Raw genomic sequence first — 13,875 nt, 5'->3', positions numbered from 1 at the left:
GGCGATTTTTGTATTAAAATGAGGTTTTTTTAAATTTACCTCTTAGTTTTCTTCAGTAGTTTCCACTGTTTTCTCTAGTACTACTTTACCTCTATAGTAAAGTTTTCCTTCATGCCAGTGAGCTCTGTGATAAAGGTGGTGTTCACCTGTAGTTGCATCTTTCGCTAATTGAGGAACTACTGCTTTGTAGTGAGTTCTTCTCTTATCTCTTCTTGTGGACGACTGTCTTCTCTTTGGATGTGCCATTGTGTAATAACTTTTTTAATTTGATGAGCGATGAGATTTTTTTCATCATCTCATCATATTTAAATTATTTTAATTTTTATCTTTTAATTTTTTTAAAGCTTCCCATCTTGGGTCACTCTCATGTTCTTCCTCTTCTTTTTCTTCAATATCTTTAGGACTGAACTGGTCCAAAATTTTTAAATCTTCATCACTTACGTCAGGAGATACTTTTTTCATAGGTATGGAAAGTACTACATTTTCGTAAATCAACTGTGCTACATTGAAAGCGTGGTCCGAGCTTGGAATAGTAATAACGTTTTCGTCACTATCATCATATTCTTCTCCAAACTTGACCAGGACTTTAATTTCATTTTCAATCTGATGGTCAAAATCGGCGCTTGTAATATCGCAAACCAATTCTACGGTTCCATCAATTTTTATTTCAAACTCTAAAAAAGTAGTATGCTTTTCCAAAAGAACATCTACTGTTATTCTAGGATTTGTAAATTCCTGTTCAGTGTCAAATAATTGAAAGAACGATTGGTCTATCTCAAATTTGAACTGATGCTTGCCGTTTTTTAATCCGGAAAAGCTTACGTCATAGTTTCTTAACTTGTCCATAAAATGAGTGTGCAAAAATATGCATTTTTTTTATAATTACAAATAAAATATCAAACAAATTAATTTTAAATGTGTTTGGAAGAGTTATGCTTCATTTTCATCAGGAAGATCTTCATCTATTCCATTATCTACAGCCATTTTTCTTGGCTGCATCCTGTTGCTCATAAGATCGTTATATTCGCTTCTGTTCTTAAAAATTTTAATAGCTGTAAAAATAGCTTCTGTAAAACTCTGTTCATCGGCGATATTTTTTCCTGCAATATCATAAGCGACTCCATGGTCGGGAGAAGTTCTGATAAAAGGTAGTCCTGCAGTATAATTTACACCTTCTTCATAAGCCAGTGTTTTGAAAGGAGCAAGGCCCTGATCATGGTACATTGCTAAAACAGCATCGAAGTTTTTATATTTATTGGGTTGGAAAAAACTGTCCGCAGGAAATGGTCCGAAAGCTAAAACTCCATTGTCTGAAAGTTCTTTGATGGCTGGTCCGATAATCTCTATTTCCTCGCTGCCAATTACTCCTCCGTCTCCGGAATGGGGATTCAGTCCTAATACGGCAATTTTTGGTTTTTGAATACAGAAATCTTCAATTAAAGTTTGGTTTAAGGCTTTGATCTGTTTTTTGATTTTTTCTTTCGAAATACTTTCGGCTACCTTAGCTAAAGGAATATGATGCGTAGAAACGGCTACTTTTAAATCATCCGTTACTAAAAACATTAAGCCTTTTTTATTGAATTTTTCTTCAAAATATCCAGTATGTCCAGCATGTTTAAAGCCTAGTTTCATCATTTCATCCTTATTGATAGGCGCGGTAACAAGTACGTCAATGTCTCCTTTGATTAAAGCTTCTGTAGCAGCCTCCAGAGAGGATATTGCCATTTGGGTGGATTCTTCGGTAGGAGTTCCCAACTCTACATTAGAATTTTCCTTGGCAAGATTGACCATATTCAGTTTTCCCGCCTGAGCCTGAGATGCTTCATTGATATAATTGAAGTTCAGATTCAGTTTGAAAATATTCTTTTGATAGGTAAATAATTTCCCGGATCCGAAGATTACAGGAGTGAAAAAATCTGTGATCGTTTTGTCTTTCAAAGACTTCATAATGATCTCAGGGCCGATGCCATTGAAATCACCTATTGAAATTCCTACTCGTACTTTATAGTTTTTTGGACTCATTTTGATTATCTTTGAAGATTATAATTTTACAAATTTAGCAAAAAATAATATGTTCACAGGAATTATTGAAGCAGTTGGAGTTATTGAGAAAATTGAAGAAAAAGGAAGTAATATCGACTTTACATTAACCTGCCCTTTTACCAATGAGTTAAAAATAGATCAAAGTCTTGCACATAACGGATGTTGTTTGACGGTTGTGGAAATTAAGAATGACCAATATGTTGTAACAGCAATTAATGAGACTCTGGAAAAGACTAATCTTGGAAAATGGGAAGTGGGAACAGTAGTAAATCTTGAACGTTGTATGAAGATGGATGGCAGACTGGATGGGCATATTGTACAGGGACATGTGGACAAGACAGGTGAGGTTGTAGGAATCGAAAATAAAGACGGGAGCTATTTCATTACAGTAAAATATGATAGTGACGGTGATTTTGTAACAGTGCCTCAGGGATCAATTACTATGAATGGAATAAGTCTTACCGTTGCTAAAAGTGAGGATTTCCAATTTTCTGTCGCAATTATTCCATATACCTGGGAGTTTACGAATATGCAATATTTAAAAATAGGTGATAAAGTTAATCTTGAATTTGACATAATTGGTAAGTATATTGCTAGGTTAATTAAAAAACAGAATGGCAATTAATAAGTACAAAGGATATAGCTTGAGGAATCGAGTGTTTTTCGGTTTCTTGCTGGTATGTCTTTTAAGTGTTGTTGCTTCATCTCTCGTTCCTTACTTTGTTTTGAGAAACCATTCTTTGCAACAAAGCAAAATTGACATGCAGGAGAAAACCAGTGCTGTAATGCGCTTTCTGGATTATGAAGTAAGCAGTACGGTACTCGAAACTAAAGATCTCCCTCAGGTTTTAGGAAATAAAATTTTTGAAATTGCAGATATCAATCAGCATGATATTGTGATTTATGATTTGAAAGGACATTATCTTCTTTCCAACAGAGATCAGGGGTTAGTATCTCAAAAATCAATTCCCGTAGATATTGTTAATCGAATCCTGGCGACTGATGCCAGAGTGGATATTAAAGGATATGATCAGGCAAAGGATGCGGTATTCACATCCTCTTATATGATCCTAAAAAATAATGTTCTGGAGCCTATAGGAATTGTATATATTCCTTTATATCATAATGAATCCGCTTATCTGGAAGTGCTTCACCAATATGTTAAATATATCCTTTTGGTTGATTTCTTTCTTATTATATTCAGTATCTGGATTAGTTGGGTAACCTCAAACAGTTTGGCTAAAAATATTACGAAATTCTCTGATATGATTACGCGTATTACTCTTTTTGAGAATGAAATGCGTCCTATCAGATATTATAAAAATGATGAGCTAAATGCTTTGGCAAGAGCTTATAACAGAATGATACTTCAGATTCAGGATCAAAAAGAAAGGCTTAGGTTCAAAGCATCAGAGGAAGCGTGGAGAGAAATGGCGAAACAAGTAGCCCATGAAGTAAAAAATCCTTTGACTCCGATGAAGCTTACCATCCAGAATTTTGAAAGGAAGTTTGATCCTCAGGATCCTAATGTGACGGAAAGGGTGAAAATGATGAGTAAAACGATGGTTGATCAGATCGATTTGATTGCTACCGTAGCCTCTGCTTTTTCAGAATTTGCGAAGCTTCCCGAAAAAAATAATGAGACCATCAACCTGAATGCGGAGGTTGCTGATATTCTACGTGTTTTCAGTGATGACAGTGTTTTCGTTCATACCAACAAGGCAAATATCATGATCAACATGGACAGGATCTATCTTTCCAGGATTATTACCAACCTTGTTACCAATGCGAAGCAGGCTCAGAGCGAAGATAGAAAATTAATTATCAATGTTGATATAGAGCAGCATCAAAGAAGAGTAATGATCTCTGTGCAGGATAACGGAGTAGGTATTCCGGATAATATGTATGAAAGGATTTTTGAACCTAATTTCACGTCCAAAAACAGTGGGATGGGATTAGGGCTCTCCATGGTAAGAAAAATGGTGGAAGATTATAAAGGTGAAATTTCTGTAAAATCAGAAGTTGATAAAGGTTCTACATTTACTATAACACTACCGACCAATCTATAGTGAAACCTTTTAAGTTTAAGCAGTTTGATATTCAGCAATCCCCGGATGTTTTTCGTGTAGGGACTGATGGTGTTTTGTTAGGTGCTTTAGCTAGTGTCGATCGGGCAGCCAAAGTTCTTGAGGTAGGAACCGGTACAGGCTTGATATCTTTAATGCTTGCTCAAAGGAATCTTAATGCTGTGTTTTTAGGGTTGGATATTCAGATTGGTGCTGTTGAATTAACCCGGAAGAATTTCCGGAATTCGGTTTTCAGTGGAAGATTGAAAAATATTCATCAGGATTTTAAAACTTTTGAATCAAAAGATACATTTGATCTTATTGTTTCCAATCCTCCGTATTTTGAAGAGTCTGATTCCGGTAAGGATAAAATTGCCAGGCAGACAGTTGAGTTGAATTTCAGAGAACTAATCTCCAGAATTCCTTCGTTGTTGTCTGTAAGGGGTGTTTTTTCGGTGATCATTCCTGTTGAGGAGGGAGTGGATTTCATTGGACTTGCAAAAGAATATCATTTGTTTTTGTTCAGAAGAATTCAGATCAAAGGAATTGAACATTCAAAAGTTAAAAGATTGATATTGGAATTCTCCTTACGGGAAGGTGACGTCGAAGACTCTGAATTGGTGATAGAAAAAAGTCCGAGAAAATACTCGGACCAATATTTAGAACTCACTAAAGAGTTTCATGTTTTTAGTAAATGAAAATTATTCGAATAATTCCGTAGTATCAAGTACGGATACCTTTCCATCTTCACATCTGATCGCTTCACCAGGGAAGTTTTGGATCATATGATAATCGTGAGTAGCCATCACTACTGCAGCTCCGTTTTCTAAAGCAACCTGCTTAAGTAAAGTCATGATTTCATTAGACGTTTCCGGATCAAGGTTTCCGGTAGGTTCATCCGCAAGAATAAGATCCGGATGATTTAATAAAGCTCTTGCAATAGCTATACGTTGTTGCTCTCCTCCTGAAAGTTCATGTGGCATTTTATGCTTTTTGCTCTTCATGTTCACGCTTCCAAGAACTTCGTTGATACGGTCTTCCATTTTGATTTTATCACTCCATCCTGTAGCCTCAAGAACAAATTTTAAATTCTTTTCCACTGTTCTGTCTGAAAGTAACTGAAAGTCCTGGAAAACAATTCCTAATTTTCTTCTCAGGTTAGGGATGTCAGATGTTCTCATTTTAGCAAGATCAAAACCTACTACATCTCCGTGTCCTGATGCCAATGGAATATGCCCGTACAATGTCTTTAAAAGTGAGCTTTTTCCTGATCCTGTTTTTCCGATAAGATAGCAAAATCTTCCTTTTTTAATATTGAGATTAACGTCAGAAAGAACAGTAAAGTTTTTTTGAGCAATCTTTGCATGCTGTAAACTTATAATGCTGTCTCCTGAGATATTTGTATGTGGCATAATTTAATTTTAAGAGGGCGATTTCTAAAAAAAATCTTTTCAGATTTTAAAAATAGAAAAAAGAAACTTAAAGAACCTAAATTTTAGTAAATTTTAACAACAAAAAATGCCTGAAAAACTTCTTTTCAAGCATGATTTGTATATGATAATTTCGAGATTATCTCTTAGCGCGAGATGCACTTATCGTTAAACTCTTTCTGCCTTTAGCTCTTCTTGCAGCCAAAACTCTTCTACCGTTTGGCGTTGACATTCTTTCTCTGAAACCGTGTTTGTTTCTTCTTTTTCTTTCTGATGGCTGGAATGTTCTTTTACTCATTACTATATATTTAAATCGTAATTATCTATTTATTTTTCAGGTTGCAAAGATAAATATTTTTTTAGAAGTTACAAATTTATATTGTTTTTTTTTGAAATTAATTTAAGCGTTTCTGAAGGTGATATTAGAAAAGTTCACTATAAATAGGGCCCCTCAGCTTATTTAAATTAATGTATGTCTCATTTATTTAAAAGCTCTATCTTTGGAGACTCAAATTTAAAGAACATAATGATGTTTATACCTACTGAACTTTTAGAAATAAAGAATCTTCTTACGCCTGAAAATAAAATAGTTATCCTTACCCATTATAATCCGGATGGAGATGCTATTGGTTCCAGTTTAGGATTAAAACATTATTTGCACGCAAAAGGCATAATGGCAGAAGTGGTTGTGCCTAATGATTTTCCTAAATTTTTGAAATGGATGCCTGAAGCCAGAAAGAATATCGTTGCTGAATATAAAAGAAAGGTTGCATTTGATCTTATTAATGATGCAGATGTTATTTTTTGCCTAGACTTCAATTCACCTTCACGAATTGGCATTCTTGGAGACTGGCTGGTAAAAGCTACCGCAAAAAAAATTCTCATTGATCACCATCAGCAGCCTGAAGAGTTTGACTATGTATATTCAGATACCATTATCCCTGCAACTTCCCAGATGATCTATCATTTTATTGAAGCAATGGAGGATGAGGATTTGGTTAATAAAGATATTGCAGAGTGTCTTTATACCGGGATCATGACTGATACAGGAGGGTTTCGTTTCCGCTCAACAAGCGCTACGACACACCGTATTATTGCTAACCTCATTGAAAAAGGAGCTGATCCTTCCGTTATTACATCTAATACGTGGGATACCAATACCGTTTCCCGTCTGCATCTTTTAGCTCTGATACTAGGAAGAATAGAAGTGGTAAATGAGGGTACAGTAGCTGTTTTATACTTAACAAGAAAAGAACTTCAGGAATATGGCTTCCAAAAAGGAGATACTGAAGGTTTTGTTAATTATGGATTGAGTATTATCGGAGTGAAGATGTCTGCATTTTTCATGGAAGACCTGTATGAAGATTTTATCAAAATTTCTTTCAGAAGTAAAGATGATGTTGATGTTAATAAGTTTTCAAGGAAGTATTTCAATGGAGGAGGGCATATCAACGCAGCAGGAGGTAAATCAAATGATTCTTTACCGGATACCCTTGAAATATTTAAAAACAGAGTGGCTGAAGAGAATTTGTAAAATGAAACAGAAGAAGGAAGATACGAATCAAATAGCATTAAACCTGGCTTCAATTGTCAATTTTTAATTTTCTGTATCCCTTGTCTTCCAGTTCTGCACATGTATATTCATACACCTGCTGAAACATTTCATCCATATATTTTTTGTTAAATAAGCTGAACTTTGTCATTTTAGGAGGATCAAGAAAGATCTTACATGAATTCACTTTAGAATAAACCGATTTTGCAATGGCTAAATGGAGAATTCTATCAAATTCCTTTAGCAGACTCATTTTTTTAAGTTCATCATAACTGATCGAATTCACATGTGATGCAATCAGGAAATCGCATTTATCAATGATTGGTTCTATGGGTAAATTGTCTAAAACGCCACCATCTACATATATTTTTTCACCAATCCTTACGGGCGGAAGTATAAACGGAACGCTTGAAGATGCTAAAAGAGGTTGAAAAAGGGGGCCTTCTGAAAAGAAGCTTACAATGCCGTGGGTCATTTCTGTTGCAGCCACATAAACAGGAATTTTCAGGATTTTAAAATCATCCTCAGGAAAGTGATCTGTAAATAGTTTTAAAATAAAATTTGAGCTGAAAATGCCATTTTTGGAAAGTTTTAAATAAGACCTGGAAAAAAAAGTGGTGCTTTTAACGATTTCCATCATCTCATCGGGCGTTTTTCCGAAAGAGTAAAAAGCGCCAACAATAGAACCAGCGCTGGTTCCTGAAATAATATCGGGTTTAAGATTATATTCTTCCAGTGCTTTTAAAACAGCGATATGGGCAATTCCACGCATGCCTCCACCGGAAAGTGTCAAGCCGATTACAGGTTTCTTTTTGTTGAAGGAGAATAAGCTCATTGAGAAAATTAATCTTCACTAATATACAAGAAATTTCAGAACCTTAATTGGGCTTATTGAGGATAAAATAGCTTGACTGTATTTAGTAATAATATGGCTCGTGTTGGAAAACAAAAAGCCTAAATGTTTATAAAACTAAGTTTTTCGGCATATTATGAAGAAGTTCAGTATTAATGATCTCTGCACAAATGCCTGGTTTTTCCCAATGTCCGTTATGTCCGCAATCCAGAATGTATGATTTTATATTCGTCCTGTCCGGAAGGTTATTGATGGTTGTTTCTGTTTTTACTGCATTATCATGCTTTCCTGAGAGGACTAATATTTTAGCCTCAAGATTTTCCAGAACATGTTTTTTGTCCGTTCGTTCTACCATTCCTTTTACGCAGGCTAATGCTCCCATATTATTGGTAGAAAGTGCAATTTCCAGAGCTGTTTCTATTTTGCCTTCAAGGATATCTCTTTCGTTAGGGTTGAATAAATTAGGAATTCCGGCCTTTGCATAATTAGGAAATGCTTCCTGAATAATTCTGTAGCTTTTTATACGTTGTTTTTTCTTTTCATCATCATCCGGAAAGTAGGTGGAAAAAAATAAGGTAAGACTTTTTATTGATTCGGGAAATTTTTCAGCAAATGCCAATGAAGTATAGCCTCCCATAGAATGTCCTAACAGGTGAACTTTTTCAAGCTTTTGATCGTTTAGAACCTTTTTTACTTCATCAGCCATAAGCTCCATCGTATGAACGTTAGCCAAAATTTCTGATTTTCCGTGACCAGGGAGATCTATTTTTAAAAGGGTGAAATTTTTAGATAAGTGCGGCTCCATATCACTCCAGATAGAAAGATTTTCCATGAAGCCGTGGAGTAGTACTAAAATTTCCTTTCCGTTTCCTGTTTTTTCAAAATTCAGCATGTGTTCAGAATTAAAAGTGAATATCGATATAGTCTACAAATCCTGAGCCGTTTACCATATCCTGAAGCCTCCAGGTTTTTCCGCCGTCTTTAGATAAGAAAGTTTTTGTACCCTTTCTTATATCTATTTTCCCGTTTTCGTTTTCAGAGATGCTTTGCGAAATACTTCCTGTGAAATTCATATGCTTGTCGGAAACAACTTTCATATAGCCTTCAATATGTACATAATCTTTCCCTGATTTTATATCTCCAAGAACTTTATAATGATCCTTTTCACCTTCTGTTTTTTTGAAATTGACAGAGCCTGCTTTTTTGATGAGATTATGCGTGAATTGATGATCTCCGCTAAAGTCTTTGAAATGGTTTTTACTTCTAATGCTGTCATTTATTTTTGTACGGGCAGCATTAATAGAATCGATAATTTTGACGCTGTCTGTTTGGCTTGGGGTTGATTGTGTTTCTTTTTTTGAACAAGAAAAAAGTAGGGCTGTAATTGCCACGATCATTAGTATATTTTTCATCGAAGAATAAAAATTGTATTCTCAAAAGTAAATAAAAAAGAGCATTATTATAATGCCCTTTATGTTTTATTTTATTAATTCTTCATAAACTTTCTTTTCCCAAGGCTTCATGTCGGTGATTCCATAACGTTCCTTTTTAGAGATGGCAATGTTGTCCAGCATATCTACAAAATTTTTATAATTAGAATCATCTGTAGGTTCAATGATAATTGTGAAATTATCTTTTATAGGTGCGTCATTGTAAGCCTTCGAAATGATTTTTGAAATATTAACACCATTATAATCGGTTTCCTTGAGATTGCTGGTGTTTAAATCTCCTTTTGCCTCCTGATGATAAAATATCCTATTATCCTTTCCGATAATAAATGTAACCTGGTTTTTGTTGTCAACTACATTTTTTGGCGGAGTTGGGCTTTTTGCAGGTAATCCCAGATCCATTACATTGGGTTTTGTAAAATTGGTTGTAAACATGAAAAAGGTTATTAATAAAAAACCTAAGTCTACCATTGGAGTCATGTCCACGCGGATTAATTTTTTCCGTTGTTTTCCTCCTGATTTTTCTTGTGCGATAACTTCAGCCATAAGTACAATTTTTAAATGTTAAACGGTTGTTTGACAAAGATTGAATTATTGTTCTTTATCTGAAGGAATCCATACAAAGTTTGTACCTAATTTTTCAAAATCTCACAATTTTTTAAAATTTATTAAATGTTTAGCATAAAGAAGCCTTAGTGTTTTTGATTTTACTAATATTTTATGATTAATTAAGAGGTTGTGTATTATTTCTCTATGATCAATTTCTCAGATAAAATATTTTTTCCCTTATGCTCAGCGTGGATAATATAAATGCCATTGGTTAATTGAGAGGTATTAATAGAGCTTTTTTTATTATTATATTTTTGACTTTGCAATTTTCTTCCCGACATATCTGTTATCTGTATGGTAGTTCCGGCAGGCAGGTTATCCAGATAAATAAGATCTTTTGCAGGATTAGGATACAAGGAAATATTGTTTTTAATATTATTTTCTGTGGTACTTAGCTGTTCAGTTTGGATTTTTACCATCCAGCCATCGTTAAGCCCTTTATTAATGGTGATATCCCCGTCAGTAGAATAGGTTCCGCCAACTACAATATAGGTCCCGTCAGCAATCTCTATAATACTTCTGCCCATTTCATTACTGGTGCCTCCCAACGATTTTTGCCACATGATATTTCCGGAAGAGTCAGTCTTAATAATCCAGAAGTCACTGCTTCCATGATTACCCGTCACATCTCCATTGGTTGATTGGGCGTTTCCGGCAATGATATATCCGCCATCCAAGGTCCGTTGGATGGCTTCTCCATAATCAGAAGACGTTCCTCCAAATGTTTTCTGCCATTGCAGGTCACCTGACGAGTTGAGTTTCAGCATCCATACTTCACCCTGACCGTGATTTCCTGTTATATCTCCATCACTGGATTGAGTGTAGCCTACAAGTATATATCCGTTATCACTGGTGTTTTGTATATCGTACGGGTTTTCCCTTGATGTTCCGCCATATGTTTTCTCCCAGATAACAACTCCTGATGGGTCTAATTTCAGAATCCAGAAATCCGAAGTGTCGGTTGAAGAAAAGTTGTAACTTCCGATAACGACATAACTTCCATCCGGAGTTTGCCTGATCTGATTTCCATCGTCTTGATAAAGAAAACCATACGTGTTTTGCCATTGTATATTTCCGGAACTGTCTAATTTGATGATCCACATATCCCTTTGTCCGTGATTACTTGTAATATCACCATCTGTAGAGTAGGTAGATCCTATAGCAATATATCCTCCTTCATTTGTCTGCTGGATATCAACTCCATCTTCATCAGCACTACCACCCAGTGTTTTTTGCCATACAATATTGCCGGAGTCATCAAGTTTAAGTATCCATAAATCATATCCTCCATGATTTCCCATAATATCCCCATCCGTAGAACTTGTGGATCCAATGGCGATATATCCGCCGTCAGTGGTCTGCTGAATCTTAAATCCTCTGTCTATATTGCTTCCGCCATACGTTTTTTGCCATTGGACGGTACCGGAACTGTTTACTTTTACAATCCAAAGGTCTGTGCTTCCATGGTTTGTAGTTACGTCGCCATTTGAAGAGGTAGTATCCCCAATAGTGATGTATCCGCCGTCATTGGTTGCCTGGATATCAAAAAACTCTTCTCTACCTGTACCTCCAAAAGTCTTCTGCCATACTATGGAAGGTGCCTGGGCGCTTAAAGAAAGAAAATTTAAAGTGAAAAATAAAAGATAAAATAGATTTTTCATGTATACTTTTATTCTAAAAATAAATAAAAATTATTGGGTTTATTTATTTCAATAAGTAAGTGTAGACATTTTTCTAATAAGTGTAAAAAGCCCTGTCAATTTAATTGACAGGGCTGTAATATTTTAATTGGTAAACTATTTATTCTGTTTGTAGTAATTTACTCCGCATTCCAGGAATTTTTTAAACTCCTCCTTCGGCATATAACCTGATACAGGAGTGTTGATAACCTTTCCGCCCGGAGTTACCAAAACGTAATGGGGTTGGGAATTGTTATTGAAATTAACCTGCTGGAATAAACTCCATCTGTCTCCGATTGTTTTTACTTTTTTAATTTGACCGTCTCCCAGATCAATTTTGGTTTTCTGATCTTCCGGGAGTTCTTCTTTGTCGTCAACATACAGAGAAGCAAGAATGACATCGTTTTGAAGGATTGGTAAAATGTCGGGTTCGCTCCAGACAAACTCTTCCATTTTTCTACAGTTTTCACAACCATATCCGGTGAAGTCAATCAAAATGGGTTTGTTTTCTTTTTTGGCTAATTCTACAGCGCTGAAAAAGTCATGTTCCGGATGCATTCCCAGAATTCCGTCCTTTTCATTATGGAAATAGCTAACGTTAAGCGGAGGAAGGATACCACTCAGTAACTGAAGTTTTGGACGCTCAGAAGGGATCAATCCCTGGATCAGATAGATTACAAATCCAATTCCTAATACTCCCAATATTTTTCTGGTGATAGGTATTTTGGTTTTTTTATCATCATGAGGGAATCTGATCAGTCCAAATAAATATAAAGCAAGACCAATTGTAATGATGATCCAGATAACAATAAATAATTCTCTTTTTAATAAAAATGTTTTAGAAACAAGATCTGCTTTTGACAGGAATTTTAAAGCCAATGCAAGTTCCACGAAACCTAGCACTACTTTTACTGTATTCATCCATCCTCCTGATTTAGGAAGGCTCTGCAAAGCTTGAGGAAATAATGCTAAAAGTCCGAAAATAATTGCCCAGGCCAAACCAAAACCAGCCAATGCAAAAGTTAGCAACATCGGTACATTGGTAGATCCGGTAACAGCACTCCCTAATAAACTTCCTAAAATAGGTCCGGTACATGAGAAGGAAACAATTACCAGTGTAAGAGCCATAAAGAAGATTCCAATGATACCTCCTGCCTCTTCAGCCTTAGATGATTTATTAGCAATAGCGCTTGGTAGTGTAATATCATAGTATCCGAAGAAGCTTCCGGCAAAGAAAATAAATATGATAAAGAACGCTATATTAAGCCAAACACTTGTTGAAATTTCATTAAAGATATTTCCTGCAATTCCATTAATTAAATGGAACGGAACACTTAACAATACAAATATAAGCAGGATGAAAAAACCATAGATAAGAGCATCTCTTTTTCCTTTGGCTTTATTTTTATTTCCTTTAGTAAAGAATGATACCGTTAGAGGGATCATTGGAAAAACACAAGGGGTTAATAAGGCTATTAATCCACCGATAAATCCTAAAAATAAATAGGTCCAGTAGTTTTCATCAACCTTTGAAGACTTAGTACCACAATCCGTTAAAGGCTTTTTAAAATCTATTGTTTCTATTTTCAATTTTTTAGGATCCAGATGCGAAACCTGGGATACGACAATTTCGTCTTTAGATGGATTTTCTACAGCGGTTACAGTCGTTTTTGCAGAATCTTTAACTGTTTCTGAAACAGCTTCAGTGGTTGCTTCTTCAGTTGCTCCTTTTGGAGTGACCTTTTGATTGAATTCTAATGTATTGGGAGCCAGACATACCCTGTCATCACACGTTTGATAAGTGATCTCCGAGATGACATCTGCGGGTTTTGTAGGATCTTTAAGTTTGAATTTTTGTTTAAAGCCTGCCGAATTTGAATAGAAAACAATCGTTCCGCCAAAAGCTTCAGAGAATTCTTCATGCTTCTTTCCAACTTCCTGAAATTTTCCAATCAGTTCAATGTTTTTTCCCGAAACTTTATATTCTGTGGGAATCCCTGTATCTTCAGGAATATCTCTCGAGTAAATATGCCAACCACTTTCCATCGTTGCATTAAGAACTGCCTCGTATTGATTATTTCCCAGATCATTGATCGTGAATTTGAATTTTACAGGATTTTTGATCTGTGCATTGAGTCCTGAAAATAAGAATACCAAAGCTAATAACAGCCATGCTTTAAATTTACTTTTCATTT

15 protein-coding genes are annotated in these 13,875 nt (G+C 35.3%); 4 read left to right on the top strand and 11 right to left on the bottom strand.

Annotated features, from left to right (window positions below; translation table 11 throughout):
- Positions 1–42: 42 nt before the first annotated feature.
- The 3 genes from rpmF to pdxA form a co-directional block, all read right to left on the bottom strand.
- Positions 43–246 carry a 50S ribosomal protein L32 gene (rpmF, locus tag G9C87_RS10660; protein ID WP_172280851.1) on the bottom strand — a complete coding sequence of 68 codons (204 nt, stop codon included), beginning with the start codon at positions 244–246 and terminating at the stop codon, positions 43–45.
- Positions 247–315: 69 nt separating this feature from the next.
- Positions 316–846: a YceD family protein gene (locus tag G9C87_RS10655; protein WP_172280849.1), complete on the bottom strand. Its 531-nt coding sequence runs from the start codon at positions 844–846 to the stop codon at positions 316–318.
- A gap of 84 nt (positions 847–930) precedes the next feature.
- A complete protein-coding gene (pdxA, locus tag G9C87_RS10650) occupies positions 931–2,022 on the bottom strand; it encodes a 4-hydroxythreonine-4-phosphate dehydrogenase PdxA (RefSeq protein WP_172280847.1) in 1,092 nt (363 codons plus the stop codon).
- A 49-nt stretch (positions 2,023–2,071) separates the two neighbouring features.
- Here pdxA and G9C87_RS10645 point away from each other — a divergent pair, with 49 nt between their 5' ends.
- From G9C87_RS10645 to G9C87_RS10635, 3 genes are read left to right on the top strand one after another with little or no spacing between them, the layout of a single operon-like run.
- On the top strand, positions 2,072–2,668 hold the full coding sequence (locus G9C87_RS10645; protein WP_172280845.1) for a riboflavin synthase: 597 nt from the start codon (positions 2,072–2,074) through the stop codon (positions 2,666–2,668).
- Complete coding sequence (locus tag G9C87_RS10640) at positions 2,658–4,112, top strand: sensor histidine kinase (protein WP_172280843.1); 1,455 nt, start codon at positions 2,658–2,660, stop codon at positions 4,110–4,112. The genes G9C87_RS10645 and G9C87_RS10640 overlap by 11 nt, the downstream gene beginning before the upstream one ends.
- The gene (locus tag G9C87_RS10635; RefSeq protein WP_172280841.1) at positions 4,112–4,807 is read left to right on the top strand and encodes a tRNA1(Val) (adenine(37)-N6)-methyltransferase; all 696 of its coding nucleotides are present in this window, start codon (positions 4,112–4,114) and stop codon (positions 4,805–4,807) included. The genes G9C87_RS10640 and G9C87_RS10635 overlap by 1 nt, the downstream gene beginning before the upstream one ends.
- 3 nt (positions 4,808–4,810) lie before the next feature.
- On the opposite strand, the gene G9C87_RS10630 is transcribed toward G9C87_RS10635, so the two are convergent.
- Positions 4,811–5,521 (bottom strand): cell division ATP-binding protein FtsE, encoded by a 711-nt coding sequence (locus G9C87_RS10630; RefSeq protein WP_172280839.1) that lies wholly within the window; start codon positions 5,519–5,521, stop codon positions 4,811–4,813.
- Between the two features lie 157 nt (positions 5,522–5,678).
- Entirely contained in the window at positions 5,679–5,837 is a 159-nt protein-coding gene (gene rpmH, locus G9C87_RS10625; RefSeq protein WP_172280837.1) for a 50S ribosomal protein L34, read from the bottom strand.
- 231 nt (positions 5,838–6,068) lie between these two features.
- On the opposite strand from rpmH, the gene G9C87_RS10620 reads away from it, so the two are divergent.
- Positions 6,069–7,073 carry a DHH family phosphoesterase gene (locus tag G9C87_RS10620; RefSeq protein WP_172281059.1) on the top strand — a complete coding sequence of 335 codons (1,005 nt, stop codon included), beginning with the start codon at positions 6,069–6,071 and terminating at the stop codon, positions 7,071–7,073.
- Between the two features lie 49 nt (positions 7,074–7,122).
- On the opposite strand, the gene G9C87_RS10615 is transcribed toward G9C87_RS10620, so the two are convergent.
- The 6 genes from G9C87_RS10615 to G9C87_RS10590 all read right to left on the bottom strand — a co-directional run bounded on the left by G9C87_RS10615 (position 7,123) and on the right by G9C87_RS10590 (position 13,873).
- Entirely contained in the window at positions 7,123–7,926 is an 804-nt protein-coding gene (locus G9C87_RS10615; protein WP_172280835.1) for a patatin-like phospholipase family protein, read from the bottom strand.
- Between the two features lie 127 nt (positions 7,927–8,053).
- Entirely contained in the window at positions 8,054–8,836 is a 783-nt protein-coding gene (locus G9C87_RS10610; protein WP_172280833.1) for an alpha/beta fold hydrolase, read from the bottom strand.
- Positions 8,837–8,846: 10 nt separating this feature from the next.
- A complete protein-coding gene (locus G9C87_RS10605; RefSeq protein ID WP_172280831.1) occupies positions 8,847–9,356 on the bottom strand; it encodes a hypothetical protein in 510 nt (169 codons plus the stop codon).
- 66 nt (positions 9,357–9,422) lie between these two features.
- Positions 9,423–9,938, bottom strand: coding sequence for a biopolymer transporter ExbD (locus G9C87_RS10600; protein ID WP_172280829.1), 516 nt, complete (start codon positions 9,936–9,938; stop codon positions 9,423–9,425).
- 197 nt (positions 9,939–10,135) lie between these two features.
- A complete protein-coding gene (locus G9C87_RS10595; RefSeq protein WP_172280827.1) occupies positions 10,136–11,662 on the bottom strand; it encodes a T9SS type A sorting domain-containing protein in 1,527 nt (508 codons plus the stop codon).
- 135 nt (positions 11,663–11,797) lie between these two features.
- A complete protein-coding gene (locus G9C87_RS10590) occupies positions 11,798–13,873 on the bottom strand; it encodes a protein-disulfide reductase DsbD family protein (protein WP_172280825.1) in 2,076 nt (691 codons plus the stop codon).
- Positions 13,874–13,875 lie beyond the last annotated feature (2 nt).

This window comes from Chryseobacterium sp. LAM-KRS1, assembly GCF_013184525.1.
GTDB lineage: Bacteria > Bacteroidota > Bacteroidia > Flavobacteriales > Weeksellaceae > Chryseobacterium > Chryseobacterium proteolyticum.
This window is presented reverse-complemented; position numbering and strand designations above follow the sequence as displayed.